At 64.7% G+C, this 17,491-nt stretch carries 15 protein-coding genes; 9 read left to right on the forward strand and 6 right to left on the reverse strand.

What is annotated here, in order from left to right:
* The first annotated feature begins 4 nt into the window (after positions 1–4).
* Positions 5–931 carry a diaminopimelate epimerase gene (gene dapF, locus HGQ17_RS13330; RefSeq protein WP_168888444.1) on the forward strand — a complete coding sequence of 309 codons (927 nt, stop codon included), beginning with the start codon at positions 5–7 and terminating at the stop codon, positions 929–931.
* On the opposite strand, the gene HGQ17_RS13335 is transcribed toward dapF, so the two are convergent.
* Both HGQ17_RS13335 and HGQ17_RS13340 read right to left on the reverse strand, forming a co-directional pair.
* Positions 921–2,243 (reverse strand): folylpolyglutamate synthase/dihydrofolate synthase family protein, encoded by a 1,323-nt coding sequence (locus tag HGQ17_RS13335; protein ID WP_168888445.1) that lies wholly within the window; start codon positions 2,241–2,243, stop codon positions 921–923. The genes dapF and HGQ17_RS13335 overlap by 11 nt on opposite strands.
* Positions 2,240–2,884: a class I SAM-dependent methyltransferase gene (locus HGQ17_RS13340; protein ID WP_168888446.1), complete on the reverse strand. Its 645-nt coding sequence runs from the start codon at positions 2,882–2,884 to the stop codon at positions 2,240–2,242. The genes HGQ17_RS13335 and HGQ17_RS13340 overlap by 4 nt, the downstream gene beginning before the upstream one ends.
* A gap of 204 nt (positions 2,885–3,088) precedes the next feature.
* Between HGQ17_RS13340 and hflX the strand changes: the two genes are divergently transcribed.
* Both hflX and HGQ17_RS13350 read left to right on the forward strand, forming a co-directional pair.
* Positions 3,089–4,639, forward strand: a complete 1,551-nt coding sequence (gene hflX / locus HGQ17_RS13345; RefSeq protein ID WP_168888447.1) for a GTPase HflX — start codon at positions 3,089–3,091, stop codon at positions 4,637–4,639.
* The gene (locus HGQ17_RS13350) at positions 4,636–6,672 is read left to right on the forward strand and encodes an ATP-dependent DNA helicase (RefSeq protein ID WP_324615294.1); all 2,037 of its coding nucleotides are present in this window, start codon (positions 4,636–4,638) and stop codon (positions 6,670–6,672) included. The genes hflX and HGQ17_RS13350 overlap by 4 nt, the downstream gene beginning before the upstream one ends.
* A 15-nt stretch (positions 6,673–6,687) precedes the next feature.
* On the opposite strand, the gene lexA is transcribed toward HGQ17_RS13350, so the two are convergent.
* On the reverse strand, positions 6,688–7,365 hold the full coding sequence (lexA, locus tag HGQ17_RS13355) for a transcriptional repressor LexA (protein WP_168888458.1): 678 nt from the start codon (positions 7,363–7,365) through the stop codon (positions 6,688–6,690).
* A gap of 273 nt (positions 7,366–7,638) precedes the next feature.
* On the opposite strand from lexA, the gene HGQ17_RS13360 reads away from it, so the two are divergent.
* Genes HGQ17_RS13360 through HGQ17_RS13385 form a run of 6 tightly spaced genes read left to right on the forward strand, consistent with a single transcriptional unit; the run spans position 7,639 to position 11,991 of the window.
* Entirely contained in the window at positions 7,639–7,992 is a 354-nt protein-coding gene (locus HGQ17_RS13360; RefSeq protein ID WP_168888448.1) for a LysM peptidoglycan-binding domain-containing protein, read from the forward strand.
* A 9-nt stretch (positions 7,993–8,001) separates the two neighbouring features.
* Positions 8,002–9,111, forward strand: a complete 1,110-nt coding sequence (locus HGQ17_RS13365; protein WP_168888449.1) for a histidinol-phosphate transaminase — start codon at positions 8,002–8,004, stop codon at positions 9,109–9,111.
* A 12-nt stretch (positions 9,112–9,123) separates the two neighbouring features.
* Positions 9,124–9,741, forward strand: coding sequence for an imidazoleglycerol-phosphate dehydratase HisB (hisB, locus tag HGQ17_RS13370; RefSeq protein ID WP_168888450.1), 618 nt, complete (start codon positions 9,124–9,126; stop codon positions 9,739–9,741).
* Positions 9,738–10,379: an imidazole glycerol phosphate synthase subunit HisH gene (gene hisH, locus HGQ17_RS13375; RefSeq protein ID WP_168888451.1), complete on the forward strand. Its 642-nt coding sequence runs from the start codon at positions 9,738–9,740 to the stop codon at positions 10,377–10,379. Before hisB ends, hisH begins: the two co-directional genes overlap by 4 nt.
* Positions 10,376–11,122 carry a bifunctional 1-(5-phosphoribosyl)-5-((5-phosphoribosylamino)methylideneamino)imidazole-4-carboxamide isomerase/phosphoribosylanthranilate isomerase PriA gene (priA, locus tag HGQ17_RS13380; RefSeq protein ID WP_168888452.1) on the forward strand — a complete coding sequence of 249 codons (747 nt, stop codon included), beginning with the start codon at positions 10,376–10,378 and terminating at the stop codon, positions 11,120–11,122. The genes hisH and priA overlap by 4 nt, the downstream gene beginning before the upstream one ends.
* Positions 11,119–11,991, forward strand: coding sequence for an SseB family protein (locus tag HGQ17_RS13385; RefSeq protein WP_168888453.1), 873 nt, complete (start codon positions 11,119–11,121; stop codon positions 11,989–11,991). The genes priA and HGQ17_RS13385 overlap by 4 nt, the downstream gene beginning before the upstream one ends.
* A 16-nt stretch (positions 11,992–12,007) precedes the next feature.
* Here the strand turns inward: HGQ17_RS13385 and HGQ17_RS13390 are convergent, their stop codons facing one another.
* The 3 genes from HGQ17_RS13390 to HGQ17_RS13400 form a co-directional block, all read right to left on the reverse strand.
* Positions 12,008–12,496 carry a MarR family winged helix-turn-helix transcriptional regulator gene (locus tag HGQ17_RS13390; RefSeq protein ID WP_324615295.1) on the reverse strand — a complete coding sequence of 163 codons (489 nt, stop codon included), beginning with the start codon at positions 12,494–12,496 and terminating at the stop codon, positions 12,008–12,010.
* Positions 12,497–12,505: 9 nt separating this feature from the next.
* Entirely contained in the window at positions 12,506–13,201 is a 696-nt protein-coding gene (locus tag HGQ17_RS13395; RefSeq protein WP_168888454.1) for a PepSY domain-containing protein, read from the reverse strand.
* Positions 13,202–13,439: 238 nt separating this feature from the next.
* Positions 13,440–17,303, reverse strand: coding sequence for an FtsK/SpoIIIE domain-containing protein (locus HGQ17_RS13400; RefSeq protein ID WP_168888455.1), 3,864 nt, complete (start codon positions 17,301–17,303; stop codon positions 13,440–13,442).
* Between the last annotated feature and the right edge of the window lie 188 nt (positions 17,304–17,491).

Genomic DNA, 17,491 nt, shown 5'->3' on the forward strand with positions numbered 1-17,491 from the left:
CGGTATGGCCACAACCCCTCTGACGTTCACCAAGGCCCAGGCCACCGGGAACGACTTCGTGATGATCGCCGATGCCACCGGCAGCCAGAAGCTCGATGCTGCCCTGGTCGAAAAGCTCTGTGACCGGCATATGGGTGTTGGCGCCGACGGGCTCATCCGTGCGGTACCAGCCCACCAGGACACCGAAGCCGGCCGAATGCTGGCCGAAACCGGCCTCACCAGCTCGGCGGAGGCACCCCTGTGGTTCATGGACTACCGCAACGCAGACGGCTCCATCGCCGAAATGTGCGGCAACGGAGTCCGGGCCTTCGCGCATTTCCTGATCAACCAGGAGGCCGTGGACCCAGATGCCGAATCTATCCCTGTGCTCACCCGGGCAGGAATCAAAACCGTCCGCCAGGTCAGCGAGGGCTACGCCGTGGGTATGGGGGTCTGGTCCTTCATCGACCCCGAGATGGCCGCAGACTCCGCCTCCGACTCTCTGGTCCAGACACCCGGGCAGAACGACCCCCGGCCGGCACTGAGCATCTCCATGGGCAACCCCCACACAGTCGTCGCCCTGCCCAATGAACAGGCCCTGGAAAACCTCGACCTGCACACCCCACCAAAAGTCGAACCCAACCCGCCGCAGGGGACCAATGTTGAGTTCGTTGTCCCCGCCGACCCCCTGATCGAAAACGGCGAAGGCAGAGTCCGGATGCGCGTACACGAACGCGGGGTCGGGGAGACCATGTCCTGCGGAACCGGCGCCTGCGCGGCAGCCGCGGCGGTACGCGTCTGGGCAGCCGGCGACGGCGTAGACACCTGGAGAGTGGCAGTCCCCGGTGGAGAAGTCACCATCCGGTTCACCTCCCGGGAGGACGGCGCCGAGGACGTGGAACTGGCAGGACCAGCAGAACTGGTCTACACCGGAGAACTGCTCACCGAGTAAAAAGCCGCCAGGCATCTGCGCCCAGACTGCGCAGCACCAATGACGTGAACAGCACGGTGCCCACCGCCAGGCTCCGACGCCCAGCCAACTGCTGCAGCAGCTGAGCCGAGGAGTCGGCCTCATGCACGACTTCGCCCAGGTCCTCCAGACGCAACCAGCTCCAGCCAGGGGCATCGGGCCACTGGGAGCGCAGCGGAGTCCCGATATAGGCCCCCGGCAGCTCCACAAAGACCTTCTCGCCCTCGACCCCCTCCAGGGCACTGATGAAGCCCGGCAGATCCTTCTCCGGAGGCAGACACACCAACACCTGATCCAGGCCGGTACCCAGTGCGGAGGCGCTGAATCTCAGGGCTGCCTCCAGGCCCTCCCCGGAGACGGCAGAATCCACCACGCATTGACCCCCGGAAACACCCGGTACCTCATGCAGAGACAACCGCCCGGGGTAACTGACCGAACCCACCACCTGCTTCAGATGCTGGGTATCCACCGGCTGGCCATCTGCCGGTGCCAAGCCAGCCGTCACACCGGCGGCAGCATTCTCCCGCTGGAAGCCTGCCGGTAAGTGATCCACCAACGCATAGGCCTCTGCGGGCAGTTTCCCGGTGTTGCTGGCCTCAGTGCCGATCAACCTTGCGCCGACCTCGGCACAGCGATCGGTGAGGATCTGGGCTGCCTCAGGGCTCTGCGGGCAGCTGATCACCTGGTGGGTGGCCTTAGTGATCACCCCGGTTTTATCCCGGGCCACATCGGCAACTGTCGGCCCCAAGATATCCAGATGCTCACCGAAGATACTGGTCACCACCGCAGTATCCAGCGGCCAATGGCTGAGGTCATCGGAGAGACCACCGATACCGGCCTCGGCCACCACCACATCGACTCCCGCCCGTTGGGCAATCAGAAACCCCATCACCAAAAACAGACCCGTCGGAGCCAGATAGCCCGAGTCAGCGCTGGCCTCCGGAAGCCGGCTGCGTGCCTCATGGATTCGCTCCAAAGCCCACCGTCGGGCGGAGGGACCGATAGCCTGACCATCGATGCGGATCCGATCGGCATTCGAAAGCACCCCGGGGCTCATCACTGTGCCCACCTTCAGACCCAATCCCGCCAGGGTTGCCGAGGTGTAAGCGCTAGCCGTCCCCTTGCCCTTTGAACCGACCACCCCGATAATCCGGTGGCCGCAGGTAGCGGGGTCATAGCCCAGCTGGTCCAAGAGGGCAGAGGTGCGCTGCAGAGACCGTGCGGAGACACCGCGAAGTCGGCGCCATTCGCCGAAGATGACCTCTTCCTCCAGAGCTTCGATGCTCTGACTCAAGCCTGCACCTGCTCCCGGGTCACCCGAAGCATGCGGAACCCCTTGGAACTGGCCGCGCGCTCGGCGGCAAAATCATCCCCGACCACAGCCAACATGGACTTCATCCAGGTCAGCAGACTGTCTGCGCCCAGATTCTTCTGCACCACCAGCCACGCCTCAGCCGGGTCCTCACCGGTCTGGGGCTGCTGCAGCCGAGGCAGCCACAGCTCAAGAAGCTCATGCAGGGCCTGCTTGCCGATCCGGATCGGCGGATTCGACCAGATCGTGGCGAACTGGATGCCGCCGGGCACCTCCTCGGGGGCACAGACGCGGATATTCTCCAGTCCCAGGCGCTGGGCATTCTCCGCACACAGCACACGGGAACGCTCATTGACATCCACCGCCCAGACTGTGGCCTGCGGGGACTGGACCGCCATGGTCAATGCGATCGGACCCCAGCCGCAGCCGATGTCCAGAAGATCCCCGCCGGATGCGGGGGCCGGGACCTCACGCAGCAGCACCTGGGTGCCCTTATCGACCCCATCAGGGGAGAAGATACCCCCGGCAGTGGAGACCGTTGTCTGACGGCCGGCCAGCTCCACCGAGATCTCCCGGCGTTCAAAGGGACCCTCGGGGCTGCGGAAATAATGCGCATCCTTCATCACTTGATAGAATAGTACGCATGTGGATTCGCCCCATGCAGTACGCCCGGCTTCGACCCGCAGCCTGAGCGCGTACCTCAGACATGCTCCCGGTTGCCATCTCGCGGCACCGGTTGAGCACGCCCGAATCCAAGAACTACTCAAGTCCCGCACCAGAACCCACGACGCCGTCATCGTCGACTTCCCGCTGCGGGCAAGGAATATATGACTGAACAGAAACACCCACATACCGACACCCCCAGCGTTGACGAGACCATCGCCCGCATCCTCGCCGCCGGTGAGGCCTCCGCGCAGGAGGCCATGACCGAGGAGGAAGAGGCCAAGCGGCGCAATGTCCTCGACGGCCGGGCCCGCGAACTGGCCGAGGCCGATCTGCACACCGAGCACGACGGCGACCAATACGACCTCTTCGAACGTCGCAGCCTCCGCCGCGTGGAGGGGCTCTCCACTGAGCTCGAGGATGTCACCGAGGTCGAGAACCGGCAGCTGCGACTCGAACGCGTGGTGCTTGCCGGACTCTGGACCACCGGATCGGTGGCCGAGGCCGAATACTCCCTGCGAGAGCTGGCCGCCCTGGCCGAAACCGCCGGCTCAACAGTGCTAGACGGATTCATCCAGCGGCGCACCCACCCGGATCCAGGCACCTTCTTCGGCTCCGGTAAGGCCGCCGAGATCAAAGAGGCCGTGGCCGAACTCGGTGCAGACACTGTGGTGGTCGACTCCGAGCTTGCCCCCTCCCAGCGCCGTGGCCTGGAGGATGTGGTCAAGGTCAAGGTCATTGACCGCACCGGGCTGATCCTGGACATCTTCGCCCAGCACGCCAAATCCCGAGAGGGTAAGGCCCAGGTGGAACTGGCGCAGCTGGAATACCTGCTGCCCCGACTCCGTGGTTGGGGTGAGTCCATGTCCCGTCAGGCCGGTGGTCAGACTGGTGCCGGTGGTGCCGGTATGGGCTCTCGTGGTCCCGGTGAGACGAAGATCGAGCTGGACCGCCGCCGCATCAACCAGCGGATGGCCAAACTGCGCCGGGAGATCGCCGGTATGAAGCCGGCCCGGGACGCCAAACGCGCCAACCGTCGTCGTAATGCTGTGCCTTCAGTGGCCATCGCCGGATACACCAACGCTGGCAAATCCAGCCTGCTCAACCGGCTTACCGACGCCGGGGTCCTGGTGGAGAACGCCCTGTTCGCCACCCTGGACCCCACCACTAGGAAAGCGGTCACCCCGGACGGAATCGGCTACACCCTCTCCGATACGGTGGGTTTCGTCCGTCAGCTGCCCACCCAGCTGGTGGAGGCCTTCCGCTCCACCCTGGAGGAGGTCGCTGACGCTGATCTGATCCTCCACGTCGTGGATGCCTCCCATCCCGAACCGGAGGGGCAGATCGCTGCCGTGCGGCAGGTGCTCTCCGAGGTGGACGCCCATACCGTGGACGAGATCATCGTGCTGAATAAGGCAGATGCCGCTGAGGATCACGTGATCGACCGGATCAAACGGCGCGAGCCCCATGTTGCAGTGGTCTCAGCCCGCAGCGGCGCCGGAATCGCTGAACTCAAGGAACTCATCAGCGAATCCATCCCGCGGCCGAATGTCCCACTGGAGCTGTTGGTGCCCTATGAACACGGCGAGGTGGTCGCCCGGCTGCACGCTGAGGACGCAGAGATTCTCGCCACCAGTTACGAGGAGACCGGTACCCGGCTCTCGGTCAAAGTTCGGCCCTCGCTGGCCCCGGCCCTCGCAGAGTTCAGCCTGTGAGCCCACGCCGTAAAGGGGATCCCGCGCAGCGAGCCACCAGTCTCCTAACGACTGCCGTTGACGCCTTCGGGGGTACTCGCCGTGAGGGCCAGGAGGAGATGACCCGGCATGTGGCGCAGTCCCTCCAGACTGGAAAACACCTGCTGGTTCAGGCCGGCACCGGAACCGGTAAATCACTGGCCTATCTGGTGCCGGCCATCGCCCATGCCGTGGAGGCTGAGCGGCCCGTAGTGGTCTCCACCGCGACCCTGGCCCTGCAGGCACAGATCATCGGCCGGGACCTGCCCCGGCTGCTGGAGAGCATCGAATCCGAGCTGCCCCGGCCGGTAGAGGTGGGGCTGGTCAAAGGCCGGGCCAACTACCTCTGCAAGCAGAAGCTTGCCGGCGGTTTCCCCGAGGAGGACGAGGCCGAGGAGGCACTTTTCAGTGCCGAGACCGAACCCACCGGCGGCATCCGCTATGAGCCCACCACCCGCACCGGCCGCGAGGTGGTCATGCTGCGGGAATGGGCCGAGGAGACGGAGACCGGTGACCGGGATGATCTCGACGAAGGGGTGACTGATAAGGCCTGGCGTCAGGTCTCGGTCAATGCAGTCGACTGCCTGGGCAAGAAATGCCCCATGATCGAAGAGTGCTTCTCCGAGCTGGCGCGTAAACATGCCGCCGAATCGGATGTGGTGATTACCAACCACGCGGTACTGGCCATCGACGCCTTCGAAGGCCTGGAGGTGCTGCCAGAACATGATGCGGTGATCATCGATGAGGCCCATGAGCTTGCAGACCGGGTCACCTCTGCGGTGACCGGGCAGCTCTCGGCCCAGATGGTGCAGGCCGCAGCCAGCTCCATGCGCAAGCACACTGCTATCAACGTCGAGGACATCCAGTCAGCCGGTACCGGAATCGAGGCTGCCTTCAACGGTGTGCCCGATGGGCTGCTCGGCGGTCCGAGGAAGACCGGGCTGCTCAACGAGCAGCAGGCCGCAGCAGTGGAGACTCTGCGCAATGCCGCCCACCAGGGGTTGAAGGACTCCAAGGAAAGCGGCTCCGAGGCCCAGCCGGGCCGCACTAATGCACGGGCGCGGCTGCAGGCTGTCTATGACGTGGCTGAACGGATGCTCAGTGCCCAGGACACCGACGATGTCATCTGGGTGGACCGACCGGCGACCTTCACACCCGGACAGGGCTACCAGCCCGCCGATATCAGTGACCCCCCAATGCTGTATGTGGCTCCCACCAGTGTCGCCGGGCGGCTGAGGGAAGGTCTCTTCGGTGATCGAACGGTGGTGATGACCTCAGCCACGCTGACCATCGCCGACAGCTTCGAGCCGCTGGCCGGTTCCCTGGGGCTGCTGGGTTCCCAGGCGCCGGCCTGGGAATCAGTGGATGTGGGCAGCCCCTTCGAATACCCCAAGCAGGGGATGCTCTATGTCGCCAAACATCTGCCGCCACCCTCGCTGCGCACCCAGGAAGCCCAGCGCAAGGAATTGGCAGGACTGATCGAAGCATCCGGGGGAGCGACCCTGGCGCTGTTCTCCTCCAAGCGGGCTGCCGAGCAGGCCGCCGAGGAACTGCGCGAAACCCTGGACGTCCCGATCCTCTGTCAGGGAGAGTCCACGATGTCGGCGTTGGTCCGCCAATTCGCCGAGGAGGAGAAGACCTGCCTCTTCGGGACCATGAGTCTCTGGCAGGGAGTAGACGTTCCGGGACGCTCCTGCCGGCTGGTGGCCATCGACCGGATTCCTTTCCCACGTCCCGATGACCCCCTGAACACTGCCCGCAGCCAGGAGGTGGCCAAGGCCGGTGGCAATGGATTCATGCGCGTTGCGGCAACCCATGCGGCCATTCGACTCAGCCAGGGGGCGGGCCGGCTGATTCGCACGGCAGAGGACCGCGGGGTGCTGGCAGTTCTGGATTCGCGTCTGGCCACGGCCCGCTACGGGGATTTCCTGAAGAGATCGATGCCGCCGTTCTGGCCAACACACGACGGTGAGACAGCCCGCAGTGCGCTGAGCCGCCTCGCCGCCGCTTCCTAAAAACTCACCAGCGCTCTAGAGGGAGCGCAGAACGGTGACGACCTTGCCCATAATGGTGGCCTCGTCACCGATGATGGGCTCATACATCCGGTTCTGCGGAAGCAGCCACTGATGCCCATCGCGCCGCCGCAGCACCTTCACGGTGGCCTCCTCATCCAGGAGTGCGGCGACGATATCGCCGTTATCGGCATCGGGCTGACGCCGGACCACGACCCAGTCGTTTTCGAAGATACCGGCATCGATCATCGAATCACCGCGTACCTTCAGCATGAACAGTTCACCCTCGCCGGTGATCTGACGCGGCAGGGGCAGCACATCTTCGACCTGCTGTTCGGCCAGGATGGGGCCACCGGCAGCGATTCGACCGACCAGGGGCACATCAGCCACCCGGGTGTCGGATCCGGGGCGGTAGTCATCGAGATCCACCACAGTGGAGTCAGCTGCCGAGGGGGCAGTCTCCTCCACCAGATTGCCGGCTGAATCACGGATGACCACCATGGCGCGGGGCTTACCGGGCACCCGGCGCAGATATCCCATCTGCTGCAGCCGAGAGAGCTGGTGGGTCACCGAGGAGAGGGAGGCCAGGCCGCAGGCGTCACCGATCTCCCGCATCGAGGGCGGGTAGCTGCGCTCAGCCAGCGAGTTCTGGATCATATCCACGATCCGACGTTGCCGGTAGGTCAGCCGAGGCATCTCCTGGCCGGAATCACCGGTGCTGTTAGCAGTGTCTTCGGCGCTGTCTTCAACGCTCATTCTGGGCCTTCCTTTCCGGAGGAACATCGCCATGTCCACCCCTGGTGTTCCACTGGATCTGTTGACACCCGTCATCGAATGTCGGTTCGAACCTGTGACACAGAATACGGGATTTCGGAGACAGATTCCATAAATATCTCCGAGTGTCCTAGAAAAGGTTCGAATAGATGTGCTATACATAGAACACAAGTTCGAAACAGGAGGAGCTTCCCCATGACTGCTACAGCCACCGACTCCGGACTGAACCGCAACGGCCTCACCCTCACCCGCCGCGGACGCCTGGTCCTGCTCGGCCTGCCCGCCGCACTGCTGGCGGCAGCTGTCCTGGCAGCAGCATTTTTCCTGACCTCGACCCTGATGAACCAGGCCCAGGCCAATACCGTCGGAGACACCGGGGTTGAGGCCGAAACTGTCACCGTCTCCGAAGGCGAGACCCTGTGGTCCATCGCTTCGGCCGCCGACTCCGGATCCAATACCCAGGAACTGATCGGCCAGATCGCCGAACTCAATGGACTGGAGTCCTCCGAGCTGGAACCCGGGCAGGTCCTGCATATCCCGGTCGACTAACATGGACTGGTGACTGAATCGCGACTGGAGGCCCTCCCGCTCCGTGAGGAGCTCAAAGGCCAAAGCCCCTATGGAGCACCACAGATCGATGTCCCGGCGATGCTCAACGTCAATGAGACCACCTATGACGTCCCCGCCGACGTCATCGATGCCATCGCCAAGGAAGTCCGCGGTGCCGCCGAGACACTGAACCGATACCCGGACCGTGAATTCACCACCCTGCGGCAGAAGCTGGCCGGTCACCTCAATGCAGAGACCGGACTGGAGCTGAGCGCAGAACAGATCTGGGCCGGCAACGGCTCCAATGAGGTCATGCAGCATATCCTGCAGGCCTTCGCCGGTCCCGGGCGCAGTGTGATGTCCTTCCCGCCCACCTATTCGATGTACCCCCTCTACGCCCGCGGGGTCTACAGCGACTACATCGCCGGCACTCGCGGCCCCGGCTATACCCAGGACCCTGAGGATGTCGCCGCTCAGATCCGCGAGCACCGCCCCAATGTGGTCATCCTCTGCTCGCCCAATAACCCCACCGGCACCGCCCTGGACCTCAGCGTGGTCGAGGCCGCCTATGCGGCAGTGGAAGAATCCGAGACCATGCTCGTGGTCGATGAGGCCTACGGGGAATTCCGCCAGCCCGGCACCCCCTCAGCCCTGAGCCTGCTGGAATCCCGGCCACGGCTGATTGTCACCCGCACAATGTCCAAGGCCTTCGCCCTGGCCGGTGGACGACTGGGTTACCTCGCCGCGGCACCTGAGGTCACAGACGCCCTGCGGCTGGTTCGGCTGCCCTACCACCTCTCGGCAGTCACCCAGGCGGCGGCCTGCGCGGCACTGGATCATGCCGAGAACCTCATGGCCAATGTGGAGCGGATCAAAACCCAGCGCGACCGCATCGTCAGCGAACTCACCACTATGGGGCTGCAGCCCTACCCCTCAGATGCGAACTTCGTATTCTTCGGAGGGCTCGAAGACGCTCGGGCAGCCTGGCAGCACCTGCTCGATGACGGCATCCTGGTCCGCGATGTCGGGATCGAAGGGCATCTGCGGGTAACCGCCGGAACTGAGGAGGAGACCACCAGTTTCCTGACCTCCCTGCAGGCCTACCTCCAGCACCGATAGGATTGAACCCTTATGCCAGCAGAACTCCTTGAGCCCCGTGTTGCCCGGATGGAGCGCACCACTAGCGAATCCCGGGTCAGCGTCCGTATGGCCCTCGACGGCACCGGGAAGTCCAATATCTCCACCACGGTGCCCTTCTATGACCATATGCTCACCGCACTGGCCAAGCACTCCTTGATCGACCTCGATGTCGAGGCCGAGGGAGACACCCATATCGATGTCCACCACACTGTGGAGGACACCGCCATCGTCATCGGTGAAGTGCTGCGCACCGCACTGGGTGATAAGCGGGGCATCCGCCGGTTCGGCGAGGCCACCGTTCCCCTGGACGAGGCCCTGGCCCATGCCGTGGTCGATGTCTCCGGCCGGCCCTATCTGGTGCACAGCGGAGAGCCCCAAGGTCAGCAGTACCACCTCATCGGCGGACACTTCACCGGCTCGATGACCCGCCATGTCTTCGAATCCATCACCTACCACTCCGGGATCTGCCTGCATATGCGGGTCCTGGACGGCCGGGATCCCCACCACATCGTCGAAGCCCAGTTCAAGGCCTTCGCCCGCGCCCTGCGCACAGCCGTGGAATCCGATCCCCGCACAGACGAGATCCCCTCCACCAAAGGTGCCCTGTGAGCCCCAAGCCCACCGTTGCAGTACTGGACTACGGGTCCGGGAACGTGCACTCGGCCGTCCGCGCCCTGGCCAGGGCCGGCGCCGAGGTCACCCTGACCCAGGACACTGACACCATCCTCAACGCCCGCGGACTGGTCGTCCCCGGTGTGGGCGCCTTCGCCGCAGTGATGGACGCCCTGAAAGCCATCGACGCCCCACGCTGGATCGGCCGGCGGATCGCCGGATCCCGGCCGGTGCTCGGCATCTGTGTGGGCCACCAAATCCTCTTCGAACGCGGAGTCGAGCACGGTATCGCCGCCGAGGGCATGGGGGAGTGGCCCGGTGAGGTCACCGCCCTGCCCTCCGACGTCGTCGTGCCCCATATGGGTTGGAACACCATCAAGGCACCCGAAGGCACCCAACTGTTCAAAGGCCTCGAGGAGGAACGCTTCTACTTCGTGCACTCCTACGCGGTGCAGAGCTGGGACTTCGACCAGACCATCGAGTCCATGCACCCACCGAAGGTCACCTGGTCCCACCACGGGGCGGACTTCATCGCCGCCGTGGAGAACGGCCCCCTGGCCGCCACCCAATTCCACCCCGAAAAATCCGGCGACGCCGGAATGGCCCTGCTGCAGAACTGGATCGAGACACTATGAGCACCACCGGAATCCCCGCCCTTGAACTGCTGCCCGCCGTCGACGTCGCCGATGGGCAGGCCGTGCGTCTGGTCCAGGGCGAGGCCGGCTCCGAAACCGGCTACGGCGACCCCCTGGAAGCCGCCCAGACCTGGCAGGACCAGGGAGCCGAGTGGATCCACCTGGTGGACCTCGACGCCGCCTTCGGCCGGGGCCACAACCGCGAGATCCTCAAGCGCGTGGTCGACCAGATCGGCATCAAGATCGAACTCTCCGGCGGCATCCGCGATGACGAGTCCCTGGACCGCGCCCTGGAGATGGGCGCGACCCGGGTCAACCTCGGCACCGCGGCCCTGGAAGACCCCGAATGGACCGCCAAGGCCATCGCTCGTCATGGTGAGGCCATTGCCGTGGGCCTCGATGTCCGCGGCGAGACCCTGGCAGCACGCGGCTGGACCAAGGAGGGCGGCAACCTCTGGGAGGTGCTGACCCGCCTGGAGGATGCCGGCTGCCCCCGCTATGTGGTCACCGATGTCACCAAGGACGGGACCCTGCGCGGACCCAATACGGAGCTGCTGGCCCAGGTCAGCGCCAAGACCAATAAGCCGGTGGTGGCCTCCGGCGGCATCTCCTCCCTGGAGGATGTGGAAGCCCTGGCCAAGATGGTCTCCTCCGGTGTTGAGGGCGCCATCATGGGCAAAGCCCTCTACGCCGGTAAGTTCACCCTCCCCGAAGCGCTGAAGGTCGCACAGCAGTCCTCATGAGCCCCGAGCCGGGCGGAGCACAGCTTCCCGCCCATATCGCCAATCTCCTGCATCGGCAGAACCGGGCCGCTGACGGTACTGCGGCCGATTCCGCCGGCATCTCCTGGCAGGGCCGGGACCTCTCCGGTGAAGGCAATCCCCTGCACACCTTCGACGGCGACGACGGCCTAGCCACACCTCAGATCGCTGAGGCTCGCTGGCGGCTGCGGGCGGGGGAGTCCACTGAGGCGGAGTTGGTCAACGCACTTGCCGGCCAGCGGCTCTTCGCCCCGGTGATCGCCACCGGGGAGGGCGATGCCGAGCATGGGGATAAAGAGGCTGCGATCTCCCTGGTGACCCTGACTGCTAAGGACGGGCGGGCCACTATGCCGTTCTTCACCTCAGTGGAGGCCCTGACCCATTGGCACCCTGAGGCCCGCCCTGTGGCCGCAGAAGCCGAACGGGTGATGCTCGCTGCCCTGGCTGAAGGGGCGGAGCTGGCGGTTCTGGACCCCGGGGCGGATTTCACCTTCGTGATCCGCCGGCCAGCAGTCGAAGCCCTGGCCCAGGGCAAGGAATGGACCCCCAGCTATCAGGATGCCGAACTGGCCGCAGCCCTGGAACCGATCCCGGCCCAGTGCCCCGGAGTCACCGGTCTTCAGCTGGGGCCCGGTGCTGGGATCTTGAGTGAAACTGCCGAGGGGATCCGCGTTGCCGGTGGAGGCAGTGGCCCTGAGTTGAGCATCGGCGTCGTCGTCGAACCTGAGACAGATCAGGTGGGTGCACGGCTGGCCCTGGCCGCAGTACAGGCCGCACTGGAGGATGTCGAGCTGCTGCGTGAGCGTGCCGATTCCGTGCAGCTGAAGCTGATCCGTCCCCAGGGCTCCTGAGGGGGTTCTGCAGGGCTTATAAGTCCTCGCTCTGTTCCACCGTCTGGTGGATTTGCTCACAGATCTGCTCGAGATCCGCTGCCTGGGCGTCATCGAGGGCGGGGTGGAAGAGCTGTTTGATGTGCTGGGCATGGACTTTGGATGCCGCAGCGAAGACCTTACGGCCCTCATCGGTGAGCCGGGCGGTCATTCCGCGCTTATCGTTCTCGTCGATACAGCGTTCGATGAGTCCCCGGCGGGCCAGGGACTTCACCTGGTAGGACAGCCGGGAGGGGGAGAAGACCATACGTTCGGCCAACTCCCCCATCCGCAGCTGATGGTCCTCTGCTTCGGTCAGCAGTAGGAGTAGGTTGTAATCGGCCAGCTTCAGGCCGGTGACCGCATGCAGCCGCTTCTCCATCCGGTCGCTGATCAGCGCCGAGGTTTCGAAGAAGGCACGCCATGCCCTGGCCTTCGGCGAGAAGCCGGTTAGGTTTCGTTCACGGGTGGGCGGCTCACATGTCACCCCCACATACTAGCTGTCTGTCTTGACAACCTCACCGGTGGCTACGTCGACGTAGACCTCTACGTCATTGGTCATCTCGAATTCCCAGACCACGGTGCCGCCCTCAGTGTTGAGCTCACCGTCCTTGGGCTCGGCGCCGGACTCCTCTTCGGCCGTCTGCAGGGCCTCGGCAATATCGATCTCTACAGCCTGGGCTTCCTGCTCGTCGTCGGAGTCAATGCCGTCGTCCTCGGTGTCGATGATCTCGAGGGTTTCGGAGTCGACCTCGAGCTCCCATTCGGTGGAGCCGTCGTAGACGAAGACCTCGACGTAGCCGCCGTCATTGGTGTTGTCCTCGAATTCGGTGATCACACCGTCGGGGTACTCCGCCAGAGCGGCCTCCAGTGCCTGGTAGACGGGGTGGTCCCCGCTGGCCTCAGCTGCATCGTCCTCAGTGGTGTCCTCCTCGGCGGTGGCGTCATCATCTGCGGCACCATCAACTTCGGGGGCATCGGTATCGGCGTCATCGGAGGTGTCCTCGGCCTCTACGCTGTCGTCCTGCTGATCATCCTGAGTCTGATCGTCCTGGGCGGTGTCTTCCTGGGTGGCGTCCTCGTCCTCTACTGCGTCATCGGGGGCGCAGGCGGCCAGTGCCAGAGCGGCAGCGGCACTGATGGAGAGGATGCTGGTGGTGGAACGGAAAATGGGTCCATGTGAATCGCTCATGCCATCCATTGCACGCCCGGACTCTCAGCATGTGCCGGAGAAACGCTTGAAGTTACCTGAAATGAGAGAAGACTAATCGGCGGCAGCTCTGACACCCTTCGATCTCGAATCGCTCACCGCTTACACGTGTAATAAAATATTGACACGTAGTAGTAAATGGCATGATCCCCGGTGAGAGCACCGACCCCCGGGACTACGAACTGGACTTCCCCGAGCATGAACATGCCAGTCACCATCACTAGTCGCTGGGGAGGCTGTGATCCGGAAGAGCCCACTGGATCAGGCGGGGACCTTCGGGCCGCAGCTGCACGGCACGACCGGGAATGGGGCGCTCCAGGACCGGGATCATCGCAGCGAAGGCATCGGCCTGGGCTCGAGCGGTGGGGGAGAGAATGAAGTTGCTGCCCTCCAGCCGTGCCGCATGGGCCCAGGGCAGTTGGCTGAACACCGCGGCCGAAGGCTGGGCAGTGGCCACCACGGGCACGCCGGCAGTCACCGCCTGCTGGATGACCTGATGCTGAGCCTCCGAACAGCCCTGTGCATCATCAACCAAGAGAACTTCTGGAAGGGATGCGGGAGTCTGCGTCAACGGGGTGATCAGTTCGGCCCCTGGGATCTGCTGGGCCAGCAGTTCCAACGCCGTGCTCTTCCCCGTACGTGGTGCCCCGAGAATGAGATTCACCGGGCTCAGCCGCAGCCTCGCCGGCTCCCAGGTGAACTGCTCCACACCGACGACGACGCCGGCGGCCTCCTCGGATTCTGCACTGTCAGTGATCTCTGAGGCCGAGATATTGCTGGGCAGGGCCCGAACCCGGATCGCAGGGGCGGGGAGGGCTTCCACGCCGGCCGGCCCCCGGTGACTCTCCGCCGGCTCCGGTGCGGCGCTGACCAACTGCAGCGCCAGCCCCGGCGATGCCGCCGTGGCACTGATCAAGACTCCGCGGCCCGGCAAGGTGTCCACACTGCGCAGTGCTGGCCAGAGATAGCTGACCTCCTCACTGGCGCCGAAGGGCAGGTAGATCCGCGCGGGGATTCGGCCCTGCAGTTTGCTCACTGCCAGCTCCCGGCCCCCGGCGATCAGCACGGAGATCCCCACTGCAGGCCCCTCCGCGGCCAGGGTGCCCAGCTGATGCTCCAGGGCCCCGGGGTTCATCTGAGCGGCAGCATGCCATTGCGCATAACCGGTGACGATCAGGACACAGGGGGTCTGAGCCCGCTGCCCGGAGAGCCGACGTGCAGCTAGTTCCTCCACCAGAGCATCGAGGAGATACTCCGTCTCCGGGATATCCTCCTCGGTCAGCCAGGCCCCGGTGCGCCGATGATCGGCCCATTCGGCCAGGGACCTGTCCCCATCCAGCAGATAGAGGTCTGTCGGAGTCGGAGACAGTGCCAGCTGGTTCGCCACTGCAGCCAGGGCAGCGGCTGCCCCGGCGCCGGACTCACCCAATAGGGCGAAGGATGTTGGAATCTGGGGATCCAACATCAGATCAGATTGCAGCTGTCGGGCCGGATCATCCAGCCGGGCCAGCAGGACCGCGGACTCAGCATGCACAGGAGCCAACCTCTCCTCAGCACTCAACGTCTTGGGCAGATCAGGCAACAGGGGAGTGTGCTCACGTGCCAAGCCGGCCGCCACCGCAGCGTGGAAGATCACTGCCGCGGCGTCGTCGTCGGCGGTGTTCTCCGAGGCTGGCCTGGCCAGACCTGCGGTGGTCTCGGGGACAGCCACCGGCACTGCATCGGCAGAGGTCAGTTGGGCCGATTGGAAGGGAACTGGGGGCTCACCGGCCCGGCGGATGACTGCTCGGCCCGGAGTCAACCGGGAGATCAGGGCAGCCTCCGGGGAGCCTATGACATCTCGCGATTCCTCCTCAGTGCGAACTCGAAGGCTGATGCTGGAACCGATATTGGCCCGGATATCTGCGGTCACCACGCCCTGGGGGCGCTGGGTGGAGAGCACAAGGTGTAGACCCAGCGAACGCCCCAAGGTCGCCAGTCTCATCAGTTCATCAAGCTGATCCGGCAGCTCATGGGCGAAGATCCGGAACTCATCAATGACCACCACGATCCGAGGGAGCTCATCCTCGGGCCTGAGCTGGCGGAACTCCAGATAATCCCCGGCGCCGGCAGCGAGGAAGAGCTCCTCGCGGCGCAGCAGTTCACTGCGGATGCCCTCAAGAGTGCGTTCGGCCTGCGCCTGGGAGAGGTCGGTGACCAATCCCAGGGCATGCCGCAGCTTGGCGATCCGGTGAAAACTGGCCCCGCCCTTGAAATCGATGAGCATCAGTGCCAACTCAGAGGGCGGGTAGTCGGCAGCAAGGGAGAGCAGCAGAGTCTTGAGCAGCTCGGATTTCCCTGCCCCAGTGGTGCCTGCCAGCAGGATATGGGGGCCATCGCTGACCAGGTCCAGCTGCTCGCGCTCGCCGTGTGCGCCACGTCCGAGCTGGGCCACCAACCCCTGCTGGGCCGAGGCGGTGAACAGTTTCTGCGGAAGCGGCAGTGTGCAGGCAGTGGGCAGCCCAGCAGTTGTGCTGCCGGAGCGGATCTGTCTCAGTGCAAGTCTCAACTGCTCGGCCAGGGTGGATTCGACTATGCCCTCGAAGCGGAAACCTGAGGCATAACCGGCAGCGCCCTCTGGACCAATCCGCAGAACCTCAGCTGCAGCATCCACCGACCAGCCGGGCACCTCATCCCAGATGGCGGCAGCCTCCCCGAGGATCACATGCCAGCCCTCCTGAAGGGCCTGGCGGATCAGCGACTCAGGCACTGTGCTGATGGCAACGAGGACCCCAGGTTCATCGGTCAGCGCAGGTTCACCGGTCACTGCAGAGGCCTCAGCAGTCTCGGAACCAGGGTCCGACATCTCTGAGCCTTGGACCCGGAACCAGGGCAGGTCGCGGAAGACAAAGGGTGGGGCGAGGGCGCCGTCGTCGATGAGCACCACCTGTGGCCGCTGAGGATTCAGGGCAAGCTGCACCAGAATCCAGCGGCAGATCCGCAGTGTCTCGCGCAGGGGCGCCTGGAGGTGGGTCATTTCCCCGCCGGTGAGTTCGATACCGACCGCACAGTCCTGTTTGAGGTCGCGGAGATAGGCCTCAGTGTTTGAGGCCGAGGGGCCGAAATCCAGTTCGGCGCTGAGCTCCCCGGTGCCGAGGCGCACCACGGGGGTGCAGTCAGCGGTGGGGGTGGGGCTGGGCAGGCCCGCGCGCAGTCTGCTGGTCACCAACCCCGGGCAAGCCAATGCGCGGCGGACGTGCTCTGCCCAGCGGTCGGCTGCTTCCCTGACTTTCCGCCGGTATCGACGGCGCTGCCGGGCGCCATGGATATAGACCCCGATGGCGACTAAAGCGCTAGCTGCACTGAAGACCAGGAAGAACCACATTCGGGTCACCATCACCAGGACCAGGCCGGCGACCAGGGGCACCAGGGCGAAGGCCAACATCATCCGCTGTTTGCCCTCAGGGGGGTTGCCCCCGATCGGAACCCGCGGTGGAGGCCAATTCACCGTGGGCCCCGGCTGCGGAGATGAGACTGCCAGTTGGCACCGCCCAGAGCCCAGCAGGAGCTCAGATTCGGAGGTGATGGTCTCGGCCGCATCGCTGCGCCGAAGCCGGACCCCACTGCGATCGACCTGCAGTGTTCCCTCCTCGCGGGAGAGCCGGGGATCAGAGATCTGAATATCCACCGATCCTCGTCCGATCGAATACTGACGACGGCGCAGCGGAATCAGCCGGCCGGCATCGGGCCCGGTGTCCACACAGAGGCTCAGCTGAGGTGGGCGCAGCGGCTGCAATGGGGTGTCTTCTTCCGCGATCCGCACCACCATTCCCGGGTGCAAGTGGCGAGATCCCGCAGGCAGTTCGCTCAACAGATGTCCTGCGGTACTGAGCTGAAGTTCCGCAGGATGGTCGAGGAAAGCGCGCAGGGCACTTTCCAGGGCGGCACCGTGGATGGAGCCCTCCCCGGTGGGGCTGCCGGTGGAGCTTTTCAGGACTACACGCAGTTCGTGGTCGAAACCTCCCGGGGCCGCGGCACGCAACTGCTGCCATCGGGCAGGACTGATACTGCCCGGGGTATGCACCAGGGTCACGGCGAAGCTCATGCCGGCAAACATAGGGCCAGATCCCGGATCTTGCAGCCAGATGATCTGGGATCTGTGGAAAACCCCCAGTTCTCCACAGATTCCTAACAGGGGCTACACGAAATCATAAAGTGACGTTATGGTGGCTCTTCACGATCGAGGGTGTAGTCGGGGTCTGAATCCTCCGGCTTCGAGCAGGCTCCTGGCGA

The sequence above is a fragment of the Nesterenkonia sedimenti genome (assembly GCF_012641515.1).
Lineage (GTDB): Bacteria > Actinomycetota > Actinomycetes > Actinomycetales > Micrococcaceae > Nesterenkonia > Nesterenkonia sedimenti.